The sequence below is a fragment of the Siphonobacter sp. SORGH_AS_1065 genome, from assembly GCF_030818595.1.
Taxonomy (GTDB): Bacteria; Bacteroidota; Bacteroidia; order Cytophagales; family Spirosomataceae; genus Siphonobacter.
The window spans coordinates 3,492,395-3,518,496 of the sequence record NZ_JAUTAM010000004.1; the positions used below are offsets into that span (position 1 = coordinate 3,492,395).

The window sequence follows — 26,102 nt, forward strand, 5'->3', positions numbered from 1 at the left end:
ATAATGCGCACAAATGGCCCCGCGCGTACCAAAAGGGCTTTTTAGGCCTTTGGCTCCTTCTTCTCTATCAGATCCGGAGCGGTCGTCCTTGGGTTTGTGGACATCAATCTGATAGAGTTTGTAAAATCCGCGATGTTGCTCATGGTGTTGATCAGTAGAGCAATCTGGAATAGCTTGGAAGGGGTTATCCGCCAAAGCAGATACTGTGTCAACACGCCCGAGAACAGAGCTATCTTTAGTTTACTGTTGAGAATGCACAGGGCGATGATGTGAGCACAGCGTTTGGCATTCACCAGGGCCAGTCGTTTCGATTCGCCGAGTGGGTCTTCTTTGATTCGCTCCTCCGAGAAATCCATTCGGATGTACTCAGCGGTGATGTAGTCGAGCGTACCTAAATAGGGTTGCTGGATGATGAAGGTTCGCTCTTTGGTTTTACTCAAGAGGCGTAGCCAGCTTCGAATAGGAGTCTTAAATTTGACGCCGTTTTCGATGAGTATGTCAAGCTCTTGTTTTTCAGCCTGTAAGGCGTCAAACACGTCAGGATTAACCTCCATGGATGGGGAATTGCATAAAAGCCCTAGAGTGTTCCAGGGCTTTTATAGTCGAAATAATTAAGCTGGGTTTGTTGCCCGAAACGTACCGACACCCGCTTTTTTAGGTTTAAGCGGCACAACGGAAATGTCAACCAAGAACATCCCTTTACGGCTAAACTGGGCATTAACTTTGGCTACCAGTGAGCCGCGAGGAATGGTGATCACTAAACCTTCCTGAGGCGTGATTTTAACCGTTTTTTCGATAGTTGGAGTTACATCCGGGGCATCCCAAGTTTTGGGTGTAGTCGATGAAACGGTGCCCCCGAAAATTTGCTGAAGCGTTTCCGCGTCCGGATCCATGAGTTGCCAGGCGAACGTGGTCCGGCCTTTTTTCATTTTTCGCACAATGGGGTCTTCTACCTCTTCGGCGAAAAACTCATTTACATCCGGATCATCCTGAGTCATGGTGCAGGAATCCTCGAACGTATAACCCAGGGAAGTAAGAGTAGTGCCGGGACCTCCGTCAGCAGCTACAGCGCCTACTTCAATTGATGCTAAACCTAACGTAACTACGCTTGCCATATCAATTTGAAAATAAGGTGATTACGAATTGTGAAACTTGAATTCTATTCTGAGATTCAAGTAATGCTGATTGATTTCCGGCTCTCGAAAAGTCGTTTGGTTGCTAATCCAGAAATTCCACTTTTCGGACGAATACCGCTCTTGTAAAACAGGGACAATGAGGGCGGTAATCGTTTTCAGGCGAGTGGTATTGGGTTGATACTGGGTCTTTCCGTTGATCTTGATCTGGATGTCGGGCACGTATACATTGACGTTAGCCGTACTGCGTTGTATTGAGCCTCGGTCAATGGGTAGGGAATTGATTATTACATCTTCCAGCTTAGAATCGTCAGGCCGGATTTGCTTGTATATCCCACCAGACAAAGCCGCTTTCACAGCAGATGTAGCCAGTATGGAATACAATATATCTTCCTGATCAAAGGTGGTTCTCATGCCGCGATTTGCAATTTCAGATCCCGGATCATTCGGGGGAACTCTTTTTCCGCCAGGTGCTCAGCAGAGCTTAACACGTCAAAGCCTTTCGATTCTACTGCAGCCGCGTAATTCATACCTGCCACTACAATGAGAGCATATCCGGTATTGTGCTGCTTAGCTAATTCTCTGGCTAGACCTCTGCCAATTTTTACGCCGTCCTCATCACTTTCAACCGTTCCCGTAACCGACTTGACAAAGGAAGAAGCTATCGTCCTGCCGTTTTTGACAATGATGTAGCCAATACTGTTTCGAAGGTTACCGGTCTGATCCTGATAGGTATTAACCGAACGCGCATGGTTGACGCACATTTCACCCAGATACATCAGCGTCGCTAGAATAGCCTGCTCAATGCGGTCTCTTCGCTGAACAAACGTTGACCGGATTTCTGCCTTGGTGAACTTCGGCTTTATACCCATATCCGGGAGTGTAACTGGTCTTTTGAGAAACGTTTCACAGTCGCCGATAAGCGAACCTCTGAACCGTCTCGGACTTCAACCCTGGTCCCGGCTTCCACCTTGGGTGCTTTTTTAGGCAACTGAATGAGTGATTCAAACCGATAAGACGACCCATCAACCAAATTAATAGTCTGGCCCTGTGAGTTCGACTCGTCCCGGCATTTTGAAACATTTACCCACTCAGAGGTTCCTTCCACCCAGTCTCCGTTACCATTCTGGTAGCTTTCAGTGGTTTGGAGCACCCAAAGCGTGTAAGGATACTGCTTTACCATAAATTCGAGCGGTCCTGTACAACCGGAGCTGCAGTGAAGACATTTTCGATTTCCAACTGAGCACATAAATAGCCGTAATAGGTAAGCAGGCTATCACGGTCATATTTGACAGAATAGCCACCTTCCGTTACATCAGCTCGATTCAACAAAACGGGTATGTACTGAGCGATGATTAGGTCAATATCCCTCTTACGATCTTTGCTATACGTAGCATCGCCGTTTAAGTCCGAGTCGGTGAGTAGAGTCTCAACCTTAACAGCAGACAACTCTACTTCCAACTCAGAGAACCGATCAACTACCACTTCCCTAATTGTTGCCATATATGCTAGTCCGTTAGTCCAGCAAAGGGTCAGATCCACCAGTGCCGTCTGCCTTACCATCAGTACCGTTGTTATCAGCAGGTTTGGTATCTTCTGCTTTACCTTCTCCGGCTTTCTTCGAGCTTTGCTTACCTGTATTGCCAGTAGGGGTAGCGTTACCAGCCTGCTTTTGCTCGATCAGGCCAAGACCAAGTAACGTAGTCAGACGCTGCTCTTCAAAATTGACTTCCTCACCCACTTCGTAATTCTTGTCGAAGTTGTCTTTGTCGCGAAATTCCTGTACGACTACATAAGCCGTTTCTGCTTTTTGCTTTGCCATTATGCCTGAACGGTTTTAGTGTCCAACAGATAGATACCTTCCGCCACAATGACGGGTACCACACGAGCCTGAGAGGCCGTGAACTCTGCCAGAGGCTTATTCGTACGATACTTTGAAACCAAAATATACTCTTCAGATTCTTCGTATTCGACCCCAGCGACTTTATGGTTTTTCTCCGCAAGAGTAGCATACGTCAGCGTGCCAACCTGGGGGCTGGTGATAGCTACAAATGCTCCTTCCGCCCATGGTTTGTACGAGGATTGAACCCCGTTTTTCTCGAAGATCACTGAACGATCCACCAGTTCAATTGTAGCCCCGAATTTCCGTTGTAATACTTCATTTACCTGATCCAGATCAGGAATGGGCATACCGGCTCCTACGAAACCTTTAATGAAAGCATATTGCTGCATCACCTGAGTCGTAGCGGCCATGTTCCGAAACGAGAAGCTATCCGTATAAAATTTAGTGATGGCACGGCCATCTTTTTTAGACTTGTCGATCATCTTTTGGATGTCGTCAAGGGGCTTGGCCGTCGCAGGCGTTGACCACAGGGTACTTACGCCGAACTTGTTGGCAGTCAAGTATCCATAATCTAAACGAATGCCTACACCTACATTTTTGTCGTCTTCTACTAAACCAATGCCTGTAGAAAGACCTTGCAGGAAAATTGCCTCGTTACGCTCGTGAATACCGGTAATTGCTTTAGACGTATCCGCAAACAGCTTAGCAAGGATTTGTTGCTCAGAAGCTTTCAGAGCTACCAGCGTATCCAAATCTGTAAGTTGCTGCTCGGTCAGCTTAAGCTCCATACCCATTTTAGGGATGTCGCCAGAGGCTTTACCAATCGAATCACGCGATTTAAGGGGTAATACCGAATCCATAGCCACGATGTCGGCCATCACCCGGGTATTCGAGGCCGAAAGAGCTTCCCATTTACCAGAAACGGAAAAATCTCTACGTAGAAGCGTTTTGTGTAAATACGTTAAAGGGTTGCCCGTACCGTTTACCCGCTCGGTGATACTAATGACAATTGCCGGGAAGTATTTTCTTACCCAATCAATGAAAAGAGACTGTTCCATTTAATTAATCCTCCCGGAAATCGATAAGAGGCAGGGCGGTTTTGACGGCTGCCAGAATTGATGACATAGAAAAAGGAGCCGCTGCTGGGTTCACGCGACCACGTGTTACGATACCCGCCATCGCTTTTTTGGTTGGAATGCTGGAGATCAGAATCCCGACATACTCATGCCCAGTCGGCAGTGAGGCATAAGCCGTAGCTCCTCCATTCAAAGGCATGGGTTTATAGTCTTTGGTAGCGGTTTCCATGATGATTACGTGTCCGGCCTGAATAACTGCAGGCGTAAAACCCGTAACGTTCAAAGATCGACCGCCCGGAATGGTATCAAGTACCAGGGGGACAACCACGGAGTCCTTTCCTGAGACGATTGACACGGAATCGTTGTTGAGATTCGTTGTTGCCATGTTTAAATCGCGTTCATTACGCCCTTAACGACAGCATCGTCTTTCGATACCGCCTTAACAGAGCTAGACCCTGATTGAGCGGGTTTAGTGACGCTGCCAAGCCCAGTGTTAGCTTCTGTTTGCTGGTGCTCCGCTCCGTCGGTTTTTACGTCTTCCAGATAAGCGTTGAAGTCTTCGTCAGTGGCAAAAGCCATTCTAGCGTAGTTCTTCTCCACTGTCTTTTTGTACGCATCCGAAAAGCCTGAAAGCACTTCAGCGAGTTTACCTTTCCGCGTATCCGTCGTTTTGCCTGTTTCAATTGCACTGATTTTTTCGGTCAATTTTTGGTTGTCCTCTATCAGCTTCTTGGCCCAGGCTGGCGTATCGTCAGGTACTTCGGTTTTCTTTTCTGGTTCCTCTTTCTTTTCAGGCTCGGCCCCCTTACCCGTTTCCTTTTTGGCTTTTTCGACAGCATCGTTTACACGCTTATCAGCATCGCCCTGGAAAGCTTTCAAAAGATCTTCGACCCCACCAATAGCGTTGTCAATTTCCTCTGTTTTAGTAACGGTTTTCGCTAAGAAGTCGGCCACCCCGTCAAACGCCTTATCCGTAAACCCCAAGTTTTTATACTTGATTTTTAACGCTTCTAAAATCTCTTTTTTCATACGTTACATATTCTTATGTATTTCGCAGTTAATAGTTGATGCAAAAATATAAATAAAAAATACTTTGCAAATAAAATTTTATATTTTTGTTACGCATGTAAAATGCTAATAATCAATACTTTAAACATTAATTTAAAGAATTATTTAAAGTGTATTTTAAAGGGTTTATTGAGTTATTTGAGCTGGTTTTGTATTTATAATATCTGCTTTTAATATCTTAATTAATTACTTTTTATTATTTATTAAATTGCAATAAAACCTTTTAAATGGTTTTCAAATGTCTAATAAAAAATACTTTGCAATTGAACAAACGGGTGGGGTTCCTACTAACGTTCAACAGATTTCTGCGGATAGGTACAGTGAAGCGATTAGGGTCGTAGTTGAGCCTGAAAAACCGAGTAAGAAAATCGGTATTACTGGAAGGTTTGTAGGTTACCAACTCTATGGAAAACTTTCCAATTATGGAGCAACTGTAAAGTTCAATTGGGCTGTATATAAAGGAGATGCTTTTGTAACTTCTCCCGTATTCATTGAAGGTTCGAATGAAGGGGATTTGATTGTATCCGATGGAGAGTTCTTCGTTAACCTTTTTGAGAAACGTGAGCTACTTCAGGACGGCGTTGATTATCGGCTCTATGTAGCTGACCATAATAACGTAGATGAAACGCGAGGTTTTGTGGATGTAAAATATTCTGCTCCCGAAGAAGATAATAAAGGTAATACCGGAAAACCTGATCCCGTAAAGCCAACGGATCCTATTACACCTACTGTTTCCATTCAACCAGGTGAAATAAAGGCACTGAAGGTTGACTTTGCAAAAGGTTGGAGTCAGATTCCCATCTATTCTCTACCTACTGATGCCATGAATATTCCTCCGGGTGATATGCCGTGGGAATACCAAGCTAAGTATGCTAAAGCTGGGGTTTATAATTATATCCATATTGAGGCCTTGCTTAAGTATATGGGAGGTATTAAAGAAGATTATAATCCTCGCGGAGTTACTTGGGAAGATGTTAAAAAGAAGCTAGCAGAATACGATTTACCTACTTCAGTTGGTTTGTATCGAATTGCTTATTCAAACGCTGTTGCTCATTTTTTTCCAGCAAAAATTCGGCAAGGCGATCAGGAAGTAGATAACCGTGCTATACCTGATCAACGTCAAATGAATGAAACCATTGAAGGTTTTGGAGTAGGTATATTAAAGGCTATTGGTTGGGATAAACACCCCATTATTATCGATTTAGATTTTGAAGAAAGAGCTTTTTTCTTCTGGGGAGCAACTAATGCTGTAGCTCAGGCGATCAAATATACTTTCGACCGCAACCCATCCATTAAGATCAACTTTATGGTGTTTGCCTCGGGTTGGAATGCTTCCTCTGATGATGAAGGAGGGAACGCCCAGAACCCACATTTGCAAACCAATGGTGGTGAGCGTTACCGACTGTTTAGACAAGCCAATGTTAATTTATATTCAGGCTCTGTTCCTTATTTCAAAACACCCGCTCAGGAGTGGAATGATCCAAATCATGCCCCTAGCGTGATTGGAGAGGGAAAACTTTATAAAGACGAAGCCGATTACGGTGCTAAATCGTTGAACCCCATCAGGGCAAAAATTGGATGGACCGACGGCTATAAGTCTAATAAAGACCTTGATAAGTTCCCAATGTTAGAATGGTACATGGCCCAATATGAGGGAGGGGATGACGGCAAGCAACGATTCTACGACCCGTTTGGAAATTGGATCAACTCTTTAAATTGGATTGAAATGCCCGAATGGATTCAGGAAGGGCTTACAGTCTTAGCTGGAGTAATGGGGACATTTGATAACGGAGGTGGTAGCCACTTGTGGGTAGATGGTCGTGCCGTAAAAGTATCCAATTTCGCCTTTGAGCTTGGCAAAGCCCGTCTTTACGCTTACAATGATTTCCACGAAAACTCAGCTACCCTTTGGAACCAGGTACTGGAATTCTCGCTCGATGGTGGGAAGACTTGGAATAAAGATACGGATTCCAGAGGGTCAACTATTCTGCAAACTAACACCGACCCTAAACCTTACGCTCGTGGGGCTTTTCTGAATGGGAAACTTTGGATTGTGGCAACTGCTGGACAACCCTATCATCTGAACGGTCAGTCACAATCTGTGATACTTCGCTACCGAGGCAAGCAGATTCCTTTCACGCTTGCCTCTCAAACTGTTCACTCCTTTACTGTTGAAATCTAATGGGAAGAAAGGTTGAAGAACTTCACCCATATCTGGCCGCAGCTCATAACCGGGCGGCGGCTGAATACCAGCGGTTATATCCAGACGATCCGCAGCCTTTTTACACGGAAACAAGGCGGTCTACAGAAGAGCAAACAGCCTATTATGCTCAGGGCAGAGAAAAGCTAGAAGAAACCAACCGACTCCGTAAAATAGCTGGTCTTGGAGCTATCACCTTCGAGGAAAATCAACGTAAAGTGACTAATGCCAAACCCGGCAAAACGCTTCACTCCGTAAATCCTTCCTTAGCCTATGACATTGCCTTCAAAATTGGCAATAAGCTCTATTACGACCTCAAGTACTTTCAGCAGTATGCAAAAATAGTCTTACAGGACCCTAGAATAGAGTGGGGAGGTAACTGGAAAAGCTTTGTAGATAATCCTCATTTTCAATTCAGAGGCGTAAGAGCAAGCCATCTCTCTCAGGTCGGTTTTGATCCCATTCGCTTTACGGAGCAGTTCACCCTAAAAAAGTAAATATTAATCACTCCCACACGAGCCTGATAGGATGAAAGAATTTATTGGCATTGATCTACCCTTACTGATTGCCATCCTCGTGGGCTCAATCGTGGGTATAGCCGGCGGAAACATGGCCTTTTGGGTAGATTTAGCAAGACACGGTCAAATGAAAGAACTCGGATATGCTACTCTCTTAGGGTTTATCAATATCGTCATTGGCGGAGTAACAGCCATTTGGATGACTCCAATAGCTATTCACTTTACCACCCTAGCTATTCGCCTTATTCCAGGCATAAAAACAGACTGGATTATTCCTCAATCACTCATGCCGGGTTTTGCCTTTATGATGGGTTTACTGGGTATGAATATCGCTAAACTACTCATTCGCTGGGGTACCAAGTTTGAACTTGACCCAGTCCGTGCGATTGCAGCTTTGCGACGCGGCTATGATGCCATGAGACAACCTTTAAACGATGAACACGATGAGAAACTGGATAACTAAGGTTTGGTGGCCCTGGCTAAAAGCAACCCTCAAGAATTGGGGTATAAAGATCATAGCCTGGATGGATGATCATGAAGGCCGGATTCTGTTCATAGTCATTGTATTTACTGCCATTACGGCTGCAACGTACTATGGCATTGATGCAAAACGGGCTTACGATCGTAGGCAGATTGAAAAGCTTCGGCATGAGAAGTCTCAAGAAAAGCGTGTAAACGATTCGCTTCGTGTCGTCATAGCCGACACTGTAAGGGCTAAAAACTTTCAGTTGGACTCTGTACTCACCACTTTCAATGAAATCACTGATAGTATACGTCGTGGCAGTGACTCTCTGGCTCGTCTGTATTTGCGTGAGCGAATCTACCGCTCAAGACAAGCCCAGCCACCCAGAAAAACAGGTACTCGTTGACGCTTGGTACCTAAGAGCCTTAGAAGATTCAGCTGTTCTATTCGAAGCTATCAAACCAGTAATGATCCGCTATAGCGAGACCCTGAGTGTTACCCGGACGGCTTATGAGCTGGAAAAACGTGGACGGCAGATCACTGATGAGCTTCATGAACTCGACCGCCGCAAGTGGCAAATGGCCGAAGCGGATTTGAAGCGTCAAATTAAAGGCCTAAAGATTCAAAGTAAGTTAATGGGCTCCGTAGGATTTGTCATTACGGGAGGATTACTAATTGTAATTGCTGTTAAATAAAACCACACCACTATGAAACAAGACTACCTATACGCCTCTTGGTATTTCGTCGGAATGGCAATATGCGTGATGGCTTTTGTCTGGTACCTGTGCTTTACAGACCCGAAAAAGAACGATTCAATCTATTAACCATGGGCTCAATCTTTAAAACTTACCTCAAGTTTGTCCAGATCAGAGATACGGGCAAAACTAAAATATTCGAAGTGCAGAGCTTCAAGTATGGCAATAAGCTGGCAGAGATCAAGTATTACGGTGCTTGGCGGAAGTACACCTTATTTCCTGAACCTCATACACTCTTTGATTGCAAATGTCTTCAGGAAATTAGCGATTTCATGAAGAATTTAATGGAGGAAAGACGCAATGGCAAAAAAGCGAAAGTACCCGTCTGATACGGAAGTTGGTATTAGGACTATAGCTCAGATCGAAAAGCTTCCGGTTTGCCAACTATCCGATGAAGAAATTTGTAAGCTGTTTTTTGGACGGTTTGAAGCTAAAGCCATGGTCATGATGTACGTTGATGAAAATAATGAGCAACAAGCGTTTGGCCGGCTAAAGGCTACTAAATCTTGTGAAGTACTTCTTGATCAACTCTCTACCTATTACGACACTGTACACGTACTAACCAACCTGGCTTTAATAAATAACCCAGATGGCAGAAACTAAATTATCAGATAAACAGAAGCGGTTTGCCGATGAATACCTGATTGACCTGAACGGCACTCAGGCGGCTATCCGTGCCGGCTATTCCCCAAAAACCGCTAATGAGCAGGCTGCCCAGTTGCTCCAACGGCCGCACATTAAAGCTTATATTGAAGAGAGAAAAGCTCAGCTTAATCAACAACTTGAGAATAAATACCTGATCAATAAGGAGCGGGTTCTGCTTGAATACGCCCGTATCGCTTTTGCAGATCTCAGGTGTTATTTCAATGAGAACGGTTCGCTTAAAGAAGTAGTGGATCTAACTGAAGATGAAGCCGCTGCCCTTGCAAGCTCTGAGACCGACGAAATGAAGGAAATGGGCATTCCTATTGGCGAAACTAAAAAGATCAAGCTTTGGGATAAACTCAGAGCATTAGAGGGTATCCGTAAAGTAATGGGCTATGACGCCCCAGTCAAGCAGGACCATACCACGAAAGGTGAGAGTCTGAATAAAGGGTTTGGCGATTTCTTACAGCAAGTGAACCAGGTAAAATGAGTGAACAGGAATTTGAAAAGCAGGGTGAGAATCAGGTCCGTGCTTGGACTGAGGACTGGTGCAAGTTTGCCCGTGAAGCTTTGAGTGTTAATCTGGATAAAGAACAGGAAGCTATTCTTACCAGTGTTCAGCTAAACCCGCGTACCTCCGTAGCTTCAGGTACCGCTCGGGGCAAAGACTTCGTTACGGCCGTAGCGGCTATATGCTTTATGTACCTAACGCCGAAATGGCGGGGAAAAGAGCTTATCGAGAATACGAAAGTAGCCCTTACTGCCCCGACTGATCGCCAGGTGAAAAACATCATGATGCCGGAGATTTCGCGGCTTTTCAACCGGGCTAAGCGAAACGGGGTACTTTTCCCAGGCCGGCTCAACGCCTACGATATTCGGACCGACAACGAGGAATGGTTTCTCACGGGTTTTAAAGCGGATGAACACAATCACGAAGCATGGTCAGGTTTTCACGCGGTTAACACCATGTTTGCTATCACGGAGGCCTCGGCTATCTCAGACGATACGTTTGCGGCTATCGAAGGTAACCTCCAGGGCAACTCCCGAATCCTGATTGTATTCAACCCTAATACTACGGTTGGTTATGCGGCCAAAAGCCAGAAAGGTCAACGCTGGTCCCGGTTTAGACTTTCTTCCCTTTCGGCCCCTAACGTGCTGGCCAAAAAGCAAATCATCCCAGGTCAGGTTGATTATGAGTGGGTAAAGGATAAGCTGGAACTATGGGCCAAAGAAATACGCCCGGACGAGTTCACCGAGGAAGAAGACGATTTCGAGTTTGACGGCAAGCTATACCGTCCTGAAGACTTATGCCGCATTAAGATTCTGGGCAAATTCCCAAAAGTAGGCGAGGATTCGCTGATTCCTGAGCAGTGGATTGAACTAGCTAACCAGCGTTGGGAGAAATACCATAAAACCTACCGTGTAAATCAGTACCCGGGCTTGCAACGTATTGGCGTTGACGTGGCTGGAATGGGACGTGACAGCTCATGCTTCGTTCACCGGCATGACAACATCGTCAGCAAGATCCGTAAGAAGAACTCCGGTGGCAGAGCTAATCATATGGAGATTGCCGGAGCCGTAAAGCATCACTTGGATAAGGATAAACGGGCCATTGCCTTGATTGATACCATCGGCGAAGGGGCCGGGGTTTACTCTCGTCTGGAAGAGTTGGGATTGGTTGAGCAAATTGCTTCCTGTAAGTACAGCGAGGCGGCAAAACACGAAAGCGAAGAACCCCTAACAGACGTCACGGGCCAGTACAAATTTGCTAACATGCGGGCGTATCTGTTTTGGGCGGTGCGGGATTGGCTTAACCCAAGGAACAACCAGAATGCCATGTTGCCTCCAAGCTCTTCGCTACTTGAAGAAGCCACGGAGATTAAATGGAAGTTCCAGTCTAATGGCTCCATTATTATCGAGCCCAAAGAAGAGATTGTCAAGCGATTGAGCCGCTCTCCTGACGAATTTGATGCACTCGCTAACACTTTCTATCCGGCTACCGTATCAGCTCCACAGAATTTAACCGGAATGTTTTTCTAAACAGCTATGAACTTAACTGAATTAAGAGCCGCAATCGCCGCAGGCCAAGATATAAATAAAGCAATCGAGCTGCTGAAAGGTAAACGGACACTTCCTAAGGTTGATGACTTTAAAAAGCAGTATGACGTCAAACAGCATGAGGTATTCGATACTGCGAAGCGTAAAGACAAAACCCTGGCAGATGGTACGCTAGAAATGGTTAACCGATTAGGGTTCTCTTTTCAGGAACTCATTACTGAGCGGGCCGTAAGCTTTCTATTCGGGCTTCCCCCTAAGCTGGTTTGCGATCCACAGGGAGAGGGTCAGAAAAAGGTCTTAGCGGCTATCAATCGCATTTTTAAGGACAATAAGATCCCCAGTTTCAATGCGGAAATTGCTTTGGAGATGTTCAAATCTACTGAGGTGGCGGAGTGCTGGTTTCCAGTTAAAAAAGATGTCGAGCATGAAGACTACGGCTTCAAAACCCCATTCAAGCTTAGGGTAATGGCTTTCAATCCATGGGATGGCAATGAGTTATACCCTCTTTTCGACGAAACAGGCGATATGATTGCTTTTAGCCGTGCTTATGTATTAGTCGATGAAGCGGGGAAAAATATTAACTACTTCGAGACTTATACAGATGCTGAAAAGATAGTCTGGAAAGAAGGCGATGCAGTTGCTGGTGCCGGCGGATGGGTACAGGTTAGCCGGGAAACTAATGTAATTGGAAAAATACCCATCGTATACGGTCGTCAAAAAGAAGTAGAGTGGGCAAACGTAGAATCGATCATTAAACGCCTTGAATATCTGCTTTCCAATTTTGCCGATACCGATGATTACCATGGATCCCCGACAATTTTTGTGCAGGGTGAGCTAAAGAATATGGCTAAGAAGGGGGAATCGGGCAAACTCATTGAAGGTAAAAACGGGGCTACAGCTGAATACCTTTCTTGGTCTCATGCTCCGGAGGCTATCAAGCTTGAAATAGAAACACTGTTACGGTTTATGTTCTCCCTGACCCAAACGCCAGATATTTCCTTTGAGGCGGTGAAAGGCTTAGGGGAGATTTCCGGTGTGGCACTTAAAATGCTCTTCTTGGATGCCCACTTGAAGGTTAAAAAGAAACAAAGGGTCTTTGATGCGTACCTCGAACGTCGTGTCAACATCGTGAAAGCCTTCGTGGGGATGATGGCTACAAGCCTAAAAGCTGACGTTTCAGCGATTGACATCGAAACGGAGATTCAACCCTTCATTATTGACGACGAAGCGGGTCTGGTGAGCCGTTTGGTGACGGCCAACGGCGGAAAACCGCTCATTTCAAAGAAGACGGCTACGGCTCTTTCCGGCTTAGTCGACAACGTAGAGGAGGAGATGAAGCAAATGCAGGCTGAAAGTCAGCAGGAGCGGAGTTTTGACGTCACCGAAACCGCGTTCTAATGGCCAACAAAGCGTTTAAGGTTTCGGATTGGGAGCTTCGGCACTTCATGCGGACGGAGGCATTTGCCCGCCGGATTGATGGCATCTATCAGGATGTGATTAAGGAAATCGTCCGTTTGGGTAAATCCGTTCGAGTGGATCCTGAAAAGCCATTTTCTTTCGAGCAGTTCCCGTATATACGCGAGCAGGTAAAAAGGCTCTTAGCTGAAATGGCTGAACGCATTGAAGCTCTTACGTTGGAAGGCACAGAGGCTGAGTGGCAACTGGCCAATCTGAAGAATGATGCGTTGGTGGCCTCGGTGCTTGATACGACCCAAATTCCCGCCAAGCTGTTGGTGCGGTACGAAGCTCAAAACCTCTCTGCCTTGGCTGCCTTCCAAAAACGAAAGGTAGCCGGCATGAATCTATCAAGCCGCGTCTGGAATTACACCCAGCAGTTCAAAGAAGAAATGGAGCTGGCTCTTGATATCGGAATAGGTGAAGGCCGTTCTGCCAATGAACTAAGCCGCGATGTTCGTGAGTACCTCAATGAGCCAGACAAGTTATTCCGACGAGTACGTAACAAGCGTGGCCAGTTGGTGCTTTCAAAAGCCGCGAAGACTTACCATCCCGGCCAGGGCGTGTATCGTAGTTCGTACAAGAATGCTCAACGCATGACCCGTACAGAAATCAATATGGCTTACCGGGCATCCGATCACGAGCGTTGGAATCAGCTTGATTTCGTGGTAGGAATTGAAGTACGCCGTTCTAACAACCCATATCCCTGCGATGTCTGCGAACCGCTGAAGGGTAAGTACCCTAAGAACTTCAAATTCGTCGGCTGGCATCCTAACTGCAGATGTTACGTTGTCTCTGTCTTAGCCACGCCCGAGGAGTTGCGTATGCTTACCCAGATGATTCTTAACGAAGAGGATTTGTCTGGTTTCCGATCTGAAAATGCCGTTATCAAAATGCCTGAAGGTTTTACAAACTGGATTGAGGCAAATAAAAAAAGGCTGTTAAGCAGTAAGTCACAGCCATATTTTGTTAGAGACAACTTTAATCAGGGGAGAGTGGATAAGGGATTTAGATTTACCCATAAATAGGTATTTCAATATTTACTCCATAGGAAGATTTTTACAAAAAAAAACGACCTATGAAATTTAGCTTTACGTTGTTTCTATTCTTAATTATTTCTGCAAATTTATTTGGTCAAGAAATAAGAGGTGTAGTTAAAGATGAGATGGGGGATCCCATTCCGGGAACTACAGTTAAAGTTAAAAACAAAAAAATAAGTACTGTCACTGATGCCCTAGGTAACTTCAAAATTAAAGCGTCAATTGGAGACACTTTGGAGTTTCAGTTCATAGGTTTTAGTCCGACATATAGAGTTATTGGGAGACAAGATTCTTATGAAATCAATCTTACTTCAAGTAATTATAAATTATATGAGGTGATGGGAGTTGCTGCAGCTACATCTACTGAAAGCCAATGGGTTGGGGCTAATTTGTTTTATAATTTTGATGGAAGTAATCTAGATAATGTAGTTGGAGGTGCTAAAGTACAATTGAGTACAGCTAAGAATCTTACAGGTGCTTTCAGGTTTTATGTTGTTGGAAATATTGGTAAATTTTCAAGCGGAGTCGATAAAGCTGATTTAGAAAAGAATATTAAAGATATTGTTCAATCTGAACAAGGCCTCTCAGTTGGATTATGCCCACTTTACAGAATTATGGATAAACCTAATTTAAAGATTAGAACTTGGTCAACAATTAACTATAAACTAAACTCTTTCAATAATATTGAAGATGGGCAAGGCAATAAAACATCAATTGCTTTAAATCAGGGAAGATTGACTTTAGGTGGGGAAATTGAAGCAATTGAATTTATTGATAATGAAAATAAAATGCATTTAGGTATAGAAGGATCATATACTTTTTTCGATAAAAACACATATTATAGTATATTTCAGAAGGAAAGAAAAGGTATTTTAGGGTTAGAAATAACTTTAGTGATACCAATTTTTAATAAATTCGGGTTTATGGTTAATCAAACCTTTATGCAAGGATCTAAGCCGGTTTTCGGAGCCGGGCTAATCATTCCAAGATAACTTGGCAGATTCATAATATATGATTTACACCTACTAAAACCTTCTGCTCGCAATCGCCAAGCAGGTAATCTACCGCCAGAACCGCAATAGCTCTGCTCTGCACAGTAGTTAACGCATCAATACCCTCATAGGTTTGGCGATCATTTACTAATATGTCCAATGCTTCCACGTAGCCTTCCTTTACTGCGAGGTTAGAAGCCAGTTCGGCTTTGGGGTCATCTAGCTTATCGTCAATGAGATCGATGGTTTTCTGGATCTGAGATTCAGTTGGTTTCATTATTTAGGCCAGTTTTTAAAAATAAATCATCTACAAGCGGTTTGAAAATTTCAATATTTTCTGAAAGTTTATTCGTGATACTATCTATATAAACAAATGAATCGTTGTTCTTATTAATAATTGGTATGAGAAATCGAGTAGCCTTCGTAGTTAATTGATAGACTTCCTTGATATTATGCTTATCTAGGTTTTTACTGAGTACCTCAGAAAGAGGTTCAATAAATAAAGACAAGTACTTTTCCATATTGATATAATAATATTGATCATTGTATAGTTTAGTATAATACTTAATTATAAGTTTATTTATTTTGTCTTCAGTTATTTCGTCAAGATCCTTATTAGAATTAATGTTAATAAGCATATTGACGACATCCTGTACAGTGTCTAAGAAAGTTTGTTTAGCTACGGCATTTTCTTCTAAGTCTTTATCTATAAGTACTTTCAATTTTTCTGTTTGAGAGTAGAAATAATCTATATGAATGATTATTTCATTGAAATTATCATTGCCTATGATATTTTTATATGAGTGGTAAAGTTGTTCTTGATTAATCCTTTTAGTGATTCTCTCTAAATTAAAGTCATTTAAGAAATAAATAGGTGGAAAAGTAGTTCTATCACTCGCTTTGTAAATGCCTGATTGTTTTATACACTCATTGCATACTGATTGTACATAATAAATAGATTCTTTAATCAACAATCCAAAATATTTCAAGTTTTTTAAATCAAATGAATATTGATCATCTTCTCTTTGTTTATATTCTAATCTTTTACCCTCTTTTAATACCCAGTAAGCTCCCCATGCACCAATACCTGCGCCCATCAAAGAACCGAAGAAAGTAGCGCTAACACTCCACCAATCCGTACTACCTGCACTACCAAATTCTCCTGACTGATAATAGAAATCGAACATATTATATAGGGGTTAATTACAGTCCCAATATACTCAAAAACTGAGCAACTTCATAAACTCATGATTGAAAGGTTTGGTTAGGCTTGCTTGAATTAAGGTAATTAATTAAATTTCTATAGTTACTTCACTATTTATAGCTGCACAAGCTGATCAATATGCTCCAAAGCTTTTATGGGGTTGAATCTTTTTCCATTGCAAAAGAAATATAAATGAGTCTAGCCCAACCTTTCTTGAAATTGTAGGAGATTTTTAGAATACTTTCCCTGATTAAAAATAATATAAATATACTTCCATAAATAAATGTAAAGTATAGGGGCCAAAAAGCCCAAGTTAAATGAAGACGATATAATAAGCTAAGACCTACTATTAGGATTGGTAAAGGAGACACTATTGTTAAATTAGAATAGCTTTTGTTGCGGCTTATTTGAGTCAATGTTTCAAGTGATGCATTATTCATTACGTAGTTTTCGCATAACTCAAAATATTCTTTTTGATTGATTTTTGAAGTTCTATCAATAGATGTTAGTTTATACCGTTCTATCAGCTTTGTATTGACTTGAGTAATAATGTCACGTATTTTGATTATATTTTCTATAACAGTGACTGATCCATAACTCTTATTGGTGATTTTTCTAAAATATAATATCTGCATTTGAGAAATAAAAAATCCTATGACAAATGATACTACAGACCATACGATTAATAAAAAAGGTTTTTCGGATATTATATCTAACGCAGGCAGAAAACTTATCTTCTTAGATAAGAAAACTATATCATATGAAAATGTACAAAACACAACTCCTGGGATGAAATAAGTAAGGAAGTCTTTAAAAGACAAGGTTGGTATTTTGTCAAGCATAATTTTTTTAAGTAAATATATAGGTTATTTTGATATTTACTACTTTCCCTTCCAAGAATAGGAACTTTGTTTAAATTGAGGTTATTCTGTGAAATACTATAACAATTTACAAAGGATCGTTTAAAGAATGTAAAACGGTTTAAGGAGCTTACGGATTATTAGATTTATTATCGTCTTTGCCATTATAATAGTCTAAATATCTGTCTTTAGGAAAACGCTTCTGGAGCTCAGGATTTTCCTGAAGATGCTTTCTTACCCAATCCCTAAAAGCAATACCTAACCATAATGATGAATCAAAGTCTAGTATGGCTCTTCGAGCTTGTAAAAATTTTGTTATTGTAAATATTATCAGAAGAATAAGCAGCAGAAATATTATTCCTATTAAAAAGGTAAGGCCTAAGTATGTAAGCCAATCATGTAAATTAATATCCATAAGGATCATAATTGTTAGGTTTAAGAGGCTTTTAAGCTATTTGACAGACAATATAGTCATTAATAGCTTAAAAGCCTCTCAGCAGAGCAGGAATTGACTCTGAACTACTATATAGCCTTTATCTTGTTGAGTTGTTCCTCGTAGAACTTAAGAGCCAATTGTCCTACAACATAAGGATTATGCCTTTTTAAAACAGGTCTTCCGTTATGGTAGTCCGGCGGAAGGTATATGACCCCTTTATTAGTGACGTTACGTAATCTAAATTCGGCAGGATGTGGGTAATGAGTCGTAGTTTCAACCACATTACCTTTGTCGTCCAATCTATGAAGCTGAAAAGGGGTGTTTAAGTCTGGTCTACTACCAGGAATTATGTCGAAAGCTGCCAGTGTTTGCACAGAATGTTGATCAGCGTTTCGAGCTTGCCAGAGATATTGTAGCAGTTTATCATTTTTACGCTTATCTCTGACAAAATTATTAAGTTGTTGATACTTGCCCTGTAGTCCTTCACACCCATGTTGAGCTTTCGTCCAAACTTTGTCAAGGTGATTGAGAAAATTACGCCAATGCTTTTCGGCATCATGGAATTGATCTGACTTACTCATCTCAACTAATTCCTTTTTTGCTTGCTTTAGTTCTTCTTCGGCGTAGTATAGATTTACCATAGATTTATTTATAAAATGGTGGCTAAAGATATTTATAAAACAAGAAAAGCCCTCCGGTTAAGAGGGCTTTTTACTCATGCTGGTTTGTCCATTACATCCGGCTCAGCCGCTAGATAAAACTCAACTGCTTTTTCTTCGCAGTGCAAAGCCTTACTGACGTCTTTGAGTGCATCATCTTTCTTACCAGCTCGCCAGAGGTATTTAAAGCGGGAGAGCTTGTAAAAGATAGCTACTTCCTACGGTCCCCAGATTCGGGCCATCGCTTCGTCGCATTCCATGCCATTAGAGACATAGTGAGATGGTGTTCGGGACTCATTAAGTTTGATTGCAGGCATAACTATCTGGTGTTTAGGACTCTTAGCCTTTGAAACTAAGTAAGGCTAAGAGGCGGTGAGGTTTACTTGTTGCTGTTTCGAAGAGCCTTCATGCGGTCTTTCCAAGCAGCTTTTCGTTCGAATTTGTTAAGAAGCCGTTCCTCGTCTTTTTCAGGCTCATAGGGTATAGTCGTCCTGATACGACGTGTTTCGTCGCTGTTAGAATTTGTCATAAAAGTTGTGGTTTGATTGGTGATTTACTTGTAAACTCGTCTGGAGAAGATGCTTATTTGGGTGTTGTAGGTATCAAGTATCTAGATAGGCTTGTAGTTGTTTCTGCGATTGACCATTCTAAGGGTCAGCATGAAAACGTTTTTCCTCCATTTGCTAGTCCACTTCTGGTTAGCTATGTAATTAACTATCCTCAAATGTTCAACCTTCATACTGGAGAACTTTCTGGTGAAGTAGAATTTGAAAAAGAATTTTATAGGTAAATAAGAATCAAGTCTATCTAATCCTTCGGTGATGAAGTAATAAATCAACATGAGGTCACCAACCAGGAAAGCAATTAAGGCAGATAGGTAGGCTTTTTTAAGACCCTCAGAACGTTCGGCTTTGAACTGATAGCCAGCCATAAAACCTTTTACAGTAAAGTATACAACTAAAATTATGCTTATCATTTTTTACCTCCTTTAATAATCTGCCAAATTGCTTTTTTTTGTTCGTAAGTTAAACTACGGATGCTGGTAAAATCCCAGAGAAACCGTTCTAGCTTTAATTACAGGGCAGCGTCAGCCGCAAATTGCTTAAATTCCTCTTCAGTATCGAAAAATTTAAGCTTATCGGTACCTTCCTTGGTAATACCCGTTTTCGGGTCGAACCTGCGAGTACTGGATTCCAAATACACCGACCGCTGTGTTACTTCTCTGACTCTGTCCTTATAATGCTGAGAGGGTTTACTCAGATTGACTAGCCAAACGTGTTGGCCTTTTAGGAGCTTCTTCATGAGTTTAGGATTCGTTGGATACGGGCTTTAAGAGCTTTCATTAACTCGTTTTGTCCAGCAGCTTTACGATCTAATGCCTTGATGATATCTTCCTCTATCGTGCCAGTGCAGGTAATCCAGGTATTGATGACTGACTTTTTTTGACCTTGTCGGTGTAACCGTGCTACGGCTTGTTGGTAGAGTTCTAAAGACCAGGGAAGTCCAAACCAAACCAGATGATTGCCCCCATGTTGCATATTCAGACCATGGCCAGCACTCGCAGGGTGGGCAAGCAGAAAAGGTATTTCACCTCTATTCCACTTATCCAGATCAGCTACGTCCTTAGTAAGCACATAAGGCTTATAGGCTTTTAAATACTTCATGATTCGTTCGACATCGCTCTTGAATCGATAGAAGCATAACACAGGTTGGCCGTTAGCCGCTTCCAGAATATCTGCCAGAGCTTCAATCTTAAGTTTATGCAATTCATGGTAATTCTTATCCTCGTCGTAAACGGCCCCATTGCTGAACTGGGTTAATTTACCTGAGAGGCTTGCAGCGGAAACGCTGGAGATATCGTCGGCATCAGCAAGTTGGAGTACTGAGTCACGTTCGAATTTTTTGTACTTGGCTCGAAGCTCTGAAGGCATATCAAGGCTTACGTGGTTATTAATCAGTGGAGGCAGGGTGAGCCAATCCTCGGCTTTCATGCTCAGACATATATCTTCTACTTTTTCATATATCGCTTTTTGGTTGATGTCCTTACCCAGAATCTCATCGCCTTCTTCGAGTAGGTATTCATACACTACATGCCCATTTCTGCGACCCGGAGTGAAATAAGATTCCCGGTATTTGCCGATGGTCTTTCCAAGCCGCTCACCGCGATCCAATAAATAGAGCTGAGACCATAGGTCAATCAGGGTATTTGGGGCTGGGGTTCCTGTCAGGCCTACAATGCGTTTAAAGAGTGGTCTGGCGGTCTTCAAGGCTTTAAAACGTCCGGACTGTGGATCCTTAAAGCTGGATAGCTCATCAATGACTACCATATCAAAAGGCCAGCGTCCTAAGCTTTGCAAATAGGCTACTAGCCATGGCACATTCTCACGGTTAATAGTATAGACGTCGGCATCTGCTCGCAGGGCGTCTTTCCGCTTCTTTTCTGTGCCGATACAAACCGATACCCGTAGGTGCTTTAAATGGTCCCACTGTTCTACTTCTTTAGGCCAGGTATGCAGGGCTACTCTGAGTGGTGCGATGACGAGTACTTTGTTAACTTCAAAGCGATCATACATAAGTTCATTAATGGCCGTTAGCGTAGCTACTGTCTTGCCAAGGCCCATTTCAAGGAAAAGACCTGCTCCGCCACAAAGCTGTACAGCCTCATTTTCGATAATATGCCGTGTGGCGTGTTCCTGGTATTGGTGAGGTACGTATTTCATAGCTGATCTAAAAATGCGTGGAGGGATTCTGTAGAGTCGACAATCCAAACCGGAAAGCCGAAGGAGGCAAAGACTTTGTGTGCGATGAGCTGGAGTGGGGTAGGCTTCTTGCCGGGTGATTTCAATTCAACAAAGTGAACCTTTCCAATCGTGAGGACAAGCCTATCAGGTACTCCACGAAACCCAGGTGATACGAACTTTAAAGCCAATCCACCTTTCTTCTTCACTGCCTCTCTGAGCTTCTTTTCAAGTTGCTTTTCATCCATGGTGGGTGAGGGGTTGCGTGCAATGCATACATAAAAAATATACTTTTTAAACACTTATAGCGATTAGGCAGATTAGGGCTATACGTAATTAGCTTTTACAGCCTAATTGCAGTATTTATTGTTTTTATAAATTCTTTGTATGCAGTGTATGCAATAGATGTTAAATTGCTGTTTAACAGAATTATAAGTGCATGCAGTGGGGCTAACTTTATGTATTCGATTTGTATGCAGTTGTATGCACTTCTTTTTTTTCTTTGTATGCACTTTTGTCTAAAGTCGAGTCCTTGCATACAAGGAAATATCCTCTTTGAGCACCGTACATACCAAATCTCGAAATGCTTTTATATGCTTCCCATCCCTTAGCTTTACGACGCATATAGTCCTTAATGAATCTTGTGTTAAAGGCATTCATGTCTTTATGATTACCCTCAAAGGCTTCACACCAAATTTCCGCAGCACATACTTTCGTACGGAGAACCGTACCCTTTGGCATGGTAGGGTCAGGGTCATTTTGGGTATTCAGGAAAGAACGACGTTCGAAGATGGACATCATATCCCAATTTTCTGGAAGCAATGAATCCAGATACCATTGAATCCGCTCATCGCGTGGATCATGTACCTCTTTGGCTTCGGTCCGCTTTTTAGCTTCGGCCTCTAATTCATCAGAAAGGTATAGCTTTTCGCCTTTCTTGAAAATCTGTACAGCTTCCGCCCAGATTTGGTCGCGTTCGGCTTCGAGTCGCTCATGCAGGTTTTCAGACCATACTTTCTTAGTATCCACTACCCAGAAGCGTCGGTTCCCCGTAGTAGATACCAGAAATTCTACCTCATTAGTTGTAGCAAAAAACACCGTTTGGCGAGGGAATACTTCTTTTCTCCGGCCATAAGCTACCCTGTATTGATCGTTCTGCTTGGTAATAAAGTGTTTTACTTTCTCAACGCTGCCCCGCTTGAATCCATCTAATTCACCAATTTCCATTAGCCATACACCCTGTAAACTTTCCTCGGCAACTTTCTCCTTATTGATGTCGCCAAAGCTGTTAGAAAACCAGTCGCCGCCCAGGATCGTAATGAACGTAGTCTTTCGCCCGCCCTCATCGCCAGCAAACGTAAGAACGTAATCAAACTTACAGCCGGGGGTGTATATACGTGCAACGGCAGCGGCCATTACTTTTCGGATCATGGCCCTGGTAAGTTCATTGTCTTCGGCACCTACATAGGTAGTCAAAAGTGTCTCCACTCGTTCTACACCATCCCAGACTAGTGAGCTTAGATACTCTTTTACGGGATGGAATCTATTGTTATCAAACGTATTTGCCTCCGCAAAACTGAAGGTCTTACTAATGACGGGTAAGCCGTACTTGGATTCAATAAATTCACGCAATTGATTTGAATCTGCGTCGGTCAAAAATTCCCCCTTGGTAACCTTTCGCCAGGGGAGGTCTTTAAGGGCTACTTCCCGCTTTGCAAAACTGTCCGTTGCTAAACAGCCTTTGAGTTGAGGGTCATTTTCCATGATAAGCCGGAAATTCTTGGTAGTGGGTAACAGCTTGCCTTTGTTATCAATATCTAACTTAGGTAGCCAACTAAGGTCTTCCTCATTGTCCTCATCATCCACGCCACTAAAATCTTCTCTGGCTGACTGCAAGCGTTCGGTCAGCATCAGTTTCTTAACCTGCTCATCCTTGCTGGCAAACTCCTGCATGGCCAGATAGGAGGGAAGCTTATTGACTGGGGTATTGGCTTCCTTATCTTCGTCTAAATGCCCTTTCAAGTGGATTCGTACCAGGTCGAAGGCATTACAGAGTTTCCCGCTCGTTGGATCCGTGCCGTGGTGGCTATATGCCCACTTGTTTTCATAGACGATTACCCCCGCTGCCGTTGTGCCACCTTTGAAGGTATATCTATTTTCAACATCACAAGGCTCATAGACATCGGATAGAAAGGCTTCAATGGCTTCGTCAATGCCGTAAATCCGGCAAAAAGCTCCGATCACGCCTTCCTTTTCAGTAGGGTCGCCTTGCCGCTTAATACCAGTTTTAATCGCTGCGGTTTCAGCATCACCGACGGGCCATTCTGAGGTATCTTTCCAGTCATGATAAAGTTCAAGAATCGAATCAGCCTCCAGAAACTCACCTTCCTGCTCTTCAAATACGAACTCCGCATCGGAAGAAGTGGATGGCCAGTACATAAGCCGGTTGGCCTGATAGGTGGTATGGTCAAACTGGTCAATACCCACCATCCCCGCAATTTTACGAGCAATAGCTTCATACTCATCAGGAGTGACGGTTCGGTCTAAAGGAATAATGAGACGAACCCGTGGTTTCTCTGAGGTATACTTATGGGTTGAATACAGAATAGCGGCACAACTAAAGTTCAGACAGAAGTCGAACCAGAAATCTTTACTAGCAAAATCAGCATCCAGGGTAATAAGCTGTCGATGCACCACCGACTCCTTCTTGCGACGGCCGTTAGCCAGATAGCCACCTACAAACGCACCTACATCCTTAATCTCATCCTGCCGGGATTTCGGTGAGGACATGAAAACCGCTAGCGTTTCTGAGGTACGGTGAGTCACGGAACACTTCTTCACAAAGTCCGACCACTCCACCGACTTGTTTTTCCAGTTTTTCTCGTTGCGGTGTTTGCCGACGGCAATATCTATCTTCGACATAATAGTATCTAAAACACTTCGCAGCTCTCACTGCATCCGTTGGTAACGTCTAATACTTCGTTGCTGAATTCAGGGTATACGGTTCTGTCATCAGGGTATTCCTGAAACCCACCCTTTGAGGCTAATTCCATAATCTCATCAACAGATAAGTTTCCTCTGAAAAAGCGAATAGGGGCAATACGACGCTTGAGCTGGGAGACAGGAATATGATTCTCAAACTCAGCCTCCCATTTTTTGAAGTTTTCAAACCGTTCAGGTTTTAATTTTGCCAGTGTCAGGTGTTTGCGAAGTGTTTTCTTAAAACATACTTTGCAATTATCCTCATATCCAGCAAGCTCTAATCGAAAAGGCATCTCACGCCAGAACAGATTAATAATAGGTTTCGTGGTGCCAAGCTTGACCAAAGGATAAATGAGCTTCTCTTTGTCCTTATTTTCACTGATCCGGTCAATCTCATCAGCTCTGATCCCTATAGCAGTATAGTAATCTTTCCAACCTAATGATTTAGCATAAGAGCGAATAGCCTTTAGCTTAAGTTCTCGGGTACAATGAGGAAATAATTTATTGGGGATTCCGTACTTCTGGATCATCGATTTAAAAGGCTCGCCATCTCGCGAAGCACTTTCGAAATCAACCACTTTATGGGTTGTTCCTTTATTATGTTCTGGGTGTATCAAGGCTTCGACCCATATGACACCCAAATCAAAGTGCTTATCAACCAAATTCACAAATTCAAGCGTATTGACTTTACCCACGTTTGCTTCATCCCAAGTCTCCTCACCAGTGTTAGCAAAAACGTAAATGATATCGTATTCATCGCTTAAGTGCTTTTGACAGTATTGAGCCATAAAGGCCGATGTCTCGCCACCTGAAAATGAAACTAATAGCTTCTTTTTCATTTATTTACCTCCTTTCACCACGCCTAAGGCCCGAAGCACAATGCCGTCCTGGCCAAGTCCCTGCTGGATACTCCACTCATTAAGCATTACTAAAGCTTCAACGGCGGCGAACTGAGATTTAAAGAACACTTCACCGCTCGTTGCTTTATAGGCTACTTCCAGCGTAAGCTTCCCGTCGGCATAGGCGGAATACCACTTTTCCTGCTTGTCATCGTCAAAATCCGCTTCCCACTCATCGTTCACCTGACGAGCTGCATTGATCATCACGCCAACCCACTTTTGCCACTCCACGTCAGACTTGGTATTCATCCAGATGGAGGGCTGGCCTCCGTAATCAGGGACGACACCGGGTAAAATAATACCGTTGATCGTTCCCTTATAGTGATCGGCATTTACTCTTTCAGCTACTTCTTGCATGCTAGGTATTTGGTCATTGCAACGAGTTAATGGCGTTATATGCTTATTTGAGGCAGTAGGATGCATGGTAGTGAGGTTTAAGAGGGTGGATTATTTTTGATAGAATTTAGCTTCGAAGCCCTCCGCCTTCAGCGGTAGATCCGTAGCCCAGGGCATCGGAGTACTCATGATGTGATCGATTTCTTCAACTGAAGCTTGTCCCTCGGGCACTTCGAGAACGACCTCATCGTGAACGTGCGTGACAATCGTATAACCCGCATCGTCAAGGCGAATCAAGGCTTCCGCTAAGCAGTCACGGGCGATAGCCTGTACCACGTTCTCAGTCAGCTTGCCTCCGTAGGTGTCCTGATGGATCCAGATTTTCTTCACCTGATCCATACCTTGATACACCACGCTCATTCTCCCATTGCCGAATTTGCTGGGAGCGAGTTTAGCGTTGAGGTAGGAGAGCATACGACCCGATGGCAGCTCAACAAAAAGCGTTTTTTGTTTAAGGATCATGCGGATGAACTTCCCGCATTTGAGCCAATACCCTGGACGCTCAATGGCCTCTATTGCGGCCTCTTCCAGATCGTTCCAGAGTTTGATGATGGCGGGATTGGAGGCTCGCCAGCGTTTTACGATCGTGGGTAATTCATCCTCCGCAACGCCCTGCTTCAAAGCCCCCATGGCTATGAGAGCATTAGGGCCACCGCCGTATCCTAGGGCCAATTCAGCCACC

The 26,102-nt window shown here is 43.2% G+C and carries 36 protein-coding genes; 13 read left to right on the plus strand and 23 right to left on the minus strand.

The features are described from left to right. Positions 1-41 precede the first annotated feature (41 nt). From QE390_RS15040 to QE390_RS15085, 10 genes are read right to left on the minus strand one after another with little or no spacing between them, the layout of a single operon-like run. Complete coding sequence (locus tag QE390_RS15040; protein ID WP_307142729.1) at positions 42-554, minus strand: hypothetical protein; 513 nt, start codon at positions 552-554, stop codon at positions 42-44. Positions 555-611: 57 nt separating this feature from the next. Continuing rightward, a complete protein-coding gene (locus tag QE390_RS15045; RefSeq protein ID WP_307142730.1) occupies positions 612-1,115 on the minus strand; it encodes a hypothetical protein in 504 nt (167 codons plus the stop codon). A gap of 21 nt (positions 1,116-1,136) precedes the next feature. Beyond that, a complete protein-coding gene (locus QE390_RS15050; protein WP_307142731.1) occupies positions 1,137-1,547 on the minus strand; it encodes a hypothetical protein in 411 nt (136 codons plus the stop codon). Further along, the gene (locus tag QE390_RS15055; protein WP_104712214.1) at positions 1,544-2,005 is read right to left on the minus strand and encodes a hypothetical protein; all 462 of its coding nucleotides are present in this window, start codon (positions 2,003-2,005) and stop codon (positions 1,544-1,546) included. Before QE390_RS15055 ends, QE390_RS15050 begins: the two co-directional genes overlap by 4 nt. Next, on the minus strand, positions 1,996-2,316 hold the full coding sequence (locus tag QE390_RS15060; RefSeq protein ID WP_307142732.1) for a hypothetical protein: 321 nt from the start codon (positions 2,314-2,316) through the stop codon (positions 1,996-1,998). The genes QE390_RS15055 and QE390_RS15060 overlap by 10 nt, the downstream gene beginning before the upstream one ends. Further along, positions 2,310-2,636 (minus strand): DUF6706 family protein, encoded by a 327-nt coding sequence (locus QE390_RS15065; protein ID WP_307142733.1) that lies wholly within the window; start codon positions 2,634-2,636, stop codon positions 2,310-2,312. Before QE390_RS15065 ends, QE390_RS15060 begins: the two co-directional genes overlap by 7 nt. A 13-nt stretch (positions 2,637-2,649) precedes the next feature. Then, the gene (locus QE390_RS15070; RefSeq protein ID WP_307142734.1) at positions 2,650-2,955 is read right to left on the minus strand and encodes a hypothetical protein; all 306 of its coding nucleotides are present in this window, start codon (positions 2,953-2,955) and stop codon (positions 2,650-2,652) included. Continuing rightward, positions 2,955-4,034: a major capsid protein gene (locus QE390_RS15075; RefSeq protein WP_307142735.1), complete on the minus strand. Its 1,080-nt coding sequence runs from the start codon at positions 4,032-4,034 to the stop codon at positions 2,955-2,957. Before QE390_RS15075 ends, QE390_RS15070 begins: the two co-directional genes overlap by 1 nt. Positions 4,035-4,038: 4 nt before the next feature. Beyond that, entirely contained in the window at positions 4,039-4,437 is a 399-nt protein-coding gene (locus tag QE390_RS15080) for a hypothetical protein (protein WP_307142736.1), read from the minus strand. A 2-nt stretch (positions 4,438-4,439) separates the two neighbouring features. Next, positions 4,440-5,081 carry a hypothetical protein gene (locus QE390_RS15085; RefSeq protein WP_307142737.1) on the minus strand — a complete coding sequence of 214 codons (642 nt, stop codon included), beginning with the start codon at positions 5,079-5,081 and terminating at the stop codon, positions 4,440-4,442. 277 nt (positions 5,082-5,358) lie between these two features. Here QE390_RS15085 and QE390_RS15090 point away from each other — a divergent pair, with 277 nt between their 5' ends. The 12 genes from QE390_RS15090 (at position 5,359) to QE390_RS15145 (ending at position 15,246) form a co-directional block, all read left to right on the plus strand. Continuing rightward, complete coding sequence (locus QE390_RS15090) at positions 5,359-7,302, plus strand: hypothetical protein (protein WP_307142738.1); 1,944 nt, start codon at positions 5,359-5,361, stop codon at positions 7,300-7,302. Then, a complete protein-coding gene (locus tag QE390_RS15095) occupies positions 7,302-7,817 on the plus strand; it encodes a M15 family metallopeptidase (RefSeq protein ID WP_307142739.1) in 516 nt (171 codons plus the stop codon). The genes QE390_RS15090 and QE390_RS15095 overlap by 1 nt, the downstream gene beginning before the upstream one ends. 31 nt (positions 7,818-7,848) lie before the next feature. Continuing rightward, positions 7,849-8,301 carry a hypothetical protein gene (locus tag QE390_RS15100; protein ID WP_307142740.1) on the plus strand — a complete coding sequence of 151 codons (453 nt, stop codon included), beginning with the start codon at positions 7,849-7,851 and terminating at the stop codon, positions 8,299-8,301. Next, complete coding sequence (locus QE390_RS15105; RefSeq protein WP_307142741.1) at positions 8,282-8,707, plus strand: hypothetical protein; 426 nt, start codon at positions 8,282-8,284, stop codon at positions 8,705-8,707. Before QE390_RS15100 ends, QE390_RS15105 begins: the two co-directional genes overlap by 20 nt. 61 nt (positions 8,708-8,768) lie before the next feature. Next, a complete protein-coding gene (locus QE390_RS15110) occupies positions 8,769-8,996 on the plus strand; it encodes a hypothetical protein (RefSeq protein ID WP_307142742.1) in 228 nt (75 codons plus the stop codon). Positions 8,997-9,127: 131 nt separating this feature from the next. Then, positions 9,128-9,385 (plus strand): hypothetical protein, encoded by a 258-nt coding sequence (locus QE390_RS15115; RefSeq protein WP_307142743.1) that lies wholly within the window; start codon positions 9,128-9,130, stop codon positions 9,383-9,385. Next, a complete protein-coding gene (locus QE390_RS15120) occupies positions 9,357-9,659 on the plus strand; it encodes a hypothetical protein (protein ID WP_307142744.1) in 303 nt (100 codons plus the stop codon). The genes QE390_RS15115 and QE390_RS15120 overlap by 29 nt, the downstream gene beginning before the upstream one ends. Continuing rightward, positions 9,646-10,191, plus strand: coding sequence for a terminase small subunit (locus tag QE390_RS15125; RefSeq protein ID WP_307142745.1), 546 nt, complete (start codon positions 9,646-9,648; stop codon positions 10,189-10,191). Before QE390_RS15120 ends, QE390_RS15125 begins: the two co-directional genes overlap by 14 nt. Further along, positions 10,188-11,741 (plus strand): hypothetical protein, encoded by a 1,554-nt coding sequence (locus tag QE390_RS15130; protein WP_307142746.1) that lies wholly within the window; start codon positions 10,188-10,190, stop codon positions 11,739-11,741. Before QE390_RS15125 ends, QE390_RS15130 begins: the two co-directional genes overlap by 4 nt. Before the next feature lie 6 nt (positions 11,742-11,747). Beyond that, a complete protein-coding gene (locus tag QE390_RS15135; protein ID WP_307142747.1) occupies positions 11,748-13,157 on the plus strand; it encodes a phage portal protein in 1,410 nt (469 codons plus the stop codon). Next, positions 13,157-14,242 (plus strand): hypothetical protein, encoded by a 1,086-nt coding sequence (locus QE390_RS15140; RefSeq protein ID WP_307142748.1) that lies wholly within the window; start codon positions 13,157-13,159, stop codon positions 14,240-14,242. The genes QE390_RS15135 and QE390_RS15140 overlap by 1 nt, the downstream gene beginning before the upstream one ends. 50 nt (positions 14,243-14,292) lie before the next feature. Beyond that, positions 14,293-15,246: a carboxypeptidase-like regulatory domain-containing protein gene (locus tag QE390_RS15145; protein WP_307142749.1), complete on the plus strand. Its 954-nt coding sequence runs from the start codon at positions 14,293-14,295 to the stop codon at positions 15,244-15,246. Positions 15,247-15,256: 10 nt separating this feature from the next. Here QE390_RS15145 and QE390_RS15150 read toward each other — a convergent pair whose 3' ends face one another. The 6 genes from QE390_RS15150 to QE390_RS15175 form a co-directional block, all read right to left on the minus strand. Continuing rightward, entirely contained in the window at positions 15,257-15,523 is a 267-nt protein-coding gene (locus tag QE390_RS15150; RefSeq protein ID WP_307142751.1) for a hypothetical protein, read from the minus strand. After that, on the minus strand, positions 15,510-16,433 hold the full coding sequence (locus QE390_RS15155) for a hypothetical protein (protein WP_307142752.1): 924 nt from the start codon (positions 16,431-16,433) through the stop codon (positions 15,510-15,512). Before QE390_RS15155 ends, QE390_RS15150 begins: the two co-directional genes overlap by 14 nt. 169 nt (positions 16,434-16,602) lie before the next feature. Continuing rightward, on the minus strand, positions 16,603-17,292 hold the full coding sequence (locus QE390_RS15160; RefSeq protein WP_307142753.1) for a hypothetical protein: 690 nt from the start codon (positions 17,290-17,292) through the stop codon (positions 16,603-16,605). Between the two features lie 148 nt (positions 17,293-17,440). Continuing rightward, positions 17,441-17,734 carry a hypothetical protein gene (locus QE390_RS15165; protein WP_307142754.1) on the minus strand — a complete coding sequence of 98 codons (294 nt, stop codon included), beginning with the start codon at positions 17,732-17,734 and terminating at the stop codon, positions 17,441-17,443. A gap of 98 nt (positions 17,735-17,832) precedes the next feature. Next, entirely contained in the window at positions 17,833-18,387 is a 555-nt protein-coding gene (locus QE390_RS15170) for a hypothetical protein (protein WP_307142755.1), read from the minus strand. A 397-nt stretch (positions 18,388-18,784) separates the two neighbouring features. Continuing rightward, positions 18,785-18,934, minus strand: coding sequence for a hypothetical protein (locus QE390_RS15175; protein WP_307142756.1), 150 nt, complete (start codon positions 18,932-18,934; stop codon positions 18,785-18,787). Positions 18,935-18,946: 12 nt separating this feature from the next. On the opposite strand from QE390_RS15175, the gene QE390_RS15180 reads away from it, so the two are divergent. Beyond that, a complete protein-coding gene (locus QE390_RS15180; protein ID WP_307142757.1) occupies positions 18,947-19,195 on the plus strand; it encodes a hypothetical protein in 249 nt (82 codons plus the stop codon). Positions 19,196-19,479: 284 nt separating this feature from the next. Here the strand turns inward: QE390_RS15180 and QE390_RS15185 are convergent, their stop codons facing one another. From QE390_RS15185 to QE390_RS15215, 7 genes are all read right to left on the minus strand, one after another. Continuing rightward, positions 19,480-19,707: a hypothetical protein gene (locus QE390_RS15185; protein WP_307142758.1), complete on the minus strand. Its 228-nt coding sequence runs from the start codon at positions 19,705-19,707 to the stop codon at positions 19,480-19,482. Continuing rightward, the gene (locus tag QE390_RS15190) at positions 19,704-21,125 is read right to left on the minus strand and encodes a DEAD/DEAH box helicase (RefSeq protein ID WP_307142759.1); all 1,422 of its coding nucleotides are present in this window, start codon (positions 21,123-21,125) and stop codon (positions 19,704-19,706) included. Before QE390_RS15190 ends, QE390_RS15185 begins: the two co-directional genes overlap by 4 nt. Further along, positions 21,122-21,391, minus strand: coding sequence for a VRR-NUC domain-containing protein (locus QE390_RS15195; RefSeq protein WP_307142760.1), 270 nt, complete (start codon positions 21,389-21,391; stop codon positions 21,122-21,124). The genes QE390_RS15190 and QE390_RS15195 overlap by 4 nt, the downstream gene beginning before the upstream one ends. Positions 21,392-21,599: 208 nt before the next feature. Next, positions 21,600-24,065 (minus strand): virulence-associated E family protein, encoded by a 2,466-nt coding sequence (locus tag QE390_RS15200; RefSeq protein WP_307142761.1) that lies wholly within the window; start codon positions 24,063-24,065, stop codon positions 21,600-21,602. A gap of 8 nt (positions 24,066-24,073) precedes the next feature. Beyond that, entirely contained in the window at positions 24,074-24,964 is an 891-nt protein-coding gene (locus QE390_RS15205; protein ID WP_307142762.1) for a hypothetical protein, read from the minus strand. Then, positions 24,965-25,381 (minus strand): hypothetical protein, encoded by a 417-nt coding sequence (locus QE390_RS15210; protein WP_307142763.1) that lies wholly within the window; start codon positions 25,379-25,381, stop codon positions 24,965-24,967. A gap of 90 nt (positions 25,382-25,471) precedes the next feature. Continuing rightward, complete coding sequence (locus QE390_RS15215; RefSeq protein ID WP_307142764.1) at positions 25,472-26,101, minus strand: hypothetical protein; 630 nt, start codon at positions 26,099-26,101, stop codon at positions 25,472-25,474. Between the last annotated feature and the right edge of the window lies 1 nt (position 26,102).

Excerpts from the sequence above, each read along its gene's own strand:
- QE390_RS15040 (WP_307142729.1), bottom strand. The coding sequence starts at position 554 with ATGGAGGTTAATCCTGACGTGTTTGACGCCTTACAGGCTGAAAAACAA.
- QE390_RS15045 (WP_307142730.1), bottom strand. The coding sequence starts at position 1,115 with ATGGCAAGCGTAGTTACGTTAGGTTTAGCATCAATTGAAGTAGGCGCT.
- QE390_RS15050 (WP_307142731.1), bottom strand. The coding sequence starts at position 1,547 with ATGAGAACCACCTTTGATCAGGAAGATATATTGTATTCCATACTGGCT.
- QE390_RS15055 (WP_104712214.1), bottom strand. The coding sequence starts at position 2,005 with ATGGGTATAAAGCCGAAGTTCACCAAGGCAGAAATCCGGTCAACGTTT.
- QE390_RS15060 (WP_307142732.1), bottom strand. The coding sequence starts at position 2,316 with ATGGTAAAGCAGTATCCTTACACGCTTTGGGTGCTCCAAACCACTGAA.
- QE390_RS15065 (WP_307142733.1), bottom strand. The coding sequence starts at position 2,636 with ATGGCAACAATTAGGGAAGTGGTAGTTGATCGGTTCTCTGAGTTGGAA.
- QE390_RS15070 (WP_307142734.1), bottom strand. The coding sequence starts at position 2,955 with ATGGCAAAGCAAAAAGCAGAAACGGCTTATGTAGTCGTACAGGAATTT.
- QE390_RS15075 (WP_307142735.1), bottom strand. The coding sequence starts at position 4,034 with ATGGAACAGTCTCTTTTCATTGATTGGGTAAGAAAATACTTCCCGGCA.
- QE390_RS15080 (WP_307142736.1), bottom strand. The coding sequence starts at position 4,437 with ATGGCAACAACGAATCTCAACAACGATTCCGTGTCAATCGTCTCAGGA.
- QE390_RS15085 (WP_307142737.1), bottom strand. The coding sequence starts at position 5,081 with ATGAAAAAAGAGATTTTAGAAGCGTTAAAAATCAAGTATAAAAACTTG.
- QE390_RS15090 (WP_307142738.1), top strand. The coding sequence starts at position 5,359 with ATGTCTAATAAAAAATACTTTGCAATTGAACAAACGGGTGGGGTTCCT.
- QE390_RS15095 (WP_307142739.1), top strand. The coding sequence starts at position 7,302 with ATGGGAAGAAAGGTTGAAGAACTTCACCCATATCTGGCCGCAGCTCAT.
- QE390_RS15100 (WP_307142740.1), top strand. The coding sequence starts at position 7,849 with ATGAAAGAATTTATTGGCATTGATCTACCCTTACTGATTGCCATCCTC.
- QE390_RS15105 (WP_307142741.1), top strand. The coding sequence starts at position 8,282 with ATGAGAAACTGGATAACTAAGGTTTGGTGGCCCTGGCTAAAAGCAACC.
- QE390_RS15110 (WP_307142742.1), top strand. The coding sequence starts at position 8,769 with ATGATCCGCTATAGCGAGACCCTGAGTGTTACCCGGACGGCTTATGAG.
- QE390_RS15115 (WP_307142743.1), top strand. The coding sequence starts at position 9,128 with ATGGGCTCAATCTTTAAAACTTACCTCAAGTTTGTCCAGATCAGAGAT.
- QE390_RS15120 (WP_307142744.1), top strand. The coding sequence starts at position 9,357 with ATGGCAAAAAAGCGAAAGTACCCGTCTGATACGGAAGTTGGTATTAGG.
- QE390_RS15125 (WP_307142745.1), top strand. The coding sequence starts at position 9,646 with ATGGCAGAAACTAAATTATCAGATAAACAGAAGCGGTTTGCCGATGAA.
- QE390_RS15130 (WP_307142746.1), top strand. The coding sequence starts at position 10,188 with ATGAGTGAACAGGAATTTGAAAAGCAGGGTGAGAATCAGGTCCGTGCT.
- QE390_RS15135 (WP_307142747.1), top strand. The coding sequence starts at position 11,748 with ATGAACTTAACTGAATTAAGAGCCGCAATCGCCGCAGGCCAAGATATA.
- QE390_RS15140 (WP_307142748.1), top strand. The coding sequence starts at position 13,157 with ATGGCCAACAAAGCGTTTAAGGTTTCGGATTGGGAGCTTCGGCACTTC.
- QE390_RS15145 (WP_307142749.1), top strand. The coding sequence starts at position 14,293 with ATGAAATTTAGCTTTACGTTGTTTCTATTCTTAATTATTTCTGCAAAT.
- QE390_RS15150 (WP_307142751.1), bottom strand. The coding sequence starts at position 15,523 with ATGAAACCAACTGAATCTCAGATCCAGAAAACCATCGATCTCATTGAC.
- QE390_RS15155 (WP_307142752.1), bottom strand. The coding sequence starts at position 16,433 with ATGTTCGATTTCTATTATCAGTCAGGAGAATTTGGTAGTGCAGGTAGT.
- QE390_RS15160 (WP_307142753.1), bottom strand. The coding sequence starts at position 17,292 with ATGCTTGACAAAATACCAACCTTGTCTTTTAAAGACTTCCTTACTTAT.
- QE390_RS15165 (WP_307142754.1), bottom strand. The coding sequence starts at position 17,734 with ATGATCCTTATGGATATTAATTTACATGATTGGCTTACATACTTAGGC.
- QE390_RS15170 (WP_307142755.1), bottom strand. The coding sequence starts at position 18,387 with ATGGTAAATCTATACTACGCCGAAGAAGAACTAAAGCAAGCAAAAAAG.
- QE390_RS15175 (WP_307142756.1), bottom strand. The coding sequence starts at position 18,934 with ATGACAAATTCTAACAGCGACGAAACACGTCGTATCAGGACGACTATA.
- QE390_RS15185 (WP_307142758.1), bottom strand. The coding sequence starts at position 19,707 with ATGAAGAAGCTCCTAAAAGGCCAACACGTTTGGCTAGTCAATCTGAGT.
- QE390_RS15190 (WP_307142759.1), bottom strand. The coding sequence starts at position 21,125 with ATGAAATACGTACCTCACCAATACCAGGAACACGCCACACGGCATATT.
- QE390_RS15195 (WP_307142760.1), bottom strand. The coding sequence starts at position 21,391 with ATGGATGAAAAGCAACTTGAAAAGAAGCTCAGAGAGGCAGTGAAGAAG.
- QE390_RS15200 (WP_307142761.1), bottom strand. The coding sequence starts at position 24,065 with ATGTCGAAGATAGATATTGCCGTCGGCAAACACCGCAACGAGAAAAAC.
- QE390_RS15205 (WP_307142762.1), bottom strand. The coding sequence starts at position 24,964 with ATGAAAAAGAAGCTATTAGTTTCATTTTCAGGTGGCGAGACATCGGCC.
- QE390_RS15210 (WP_307142763.1), bottom strand. The coding sequence starts at position 25,381 with ATGCAAGAAGTAGCTGAAAGAGTAAATGCCGATCACTATAAGGGAACG.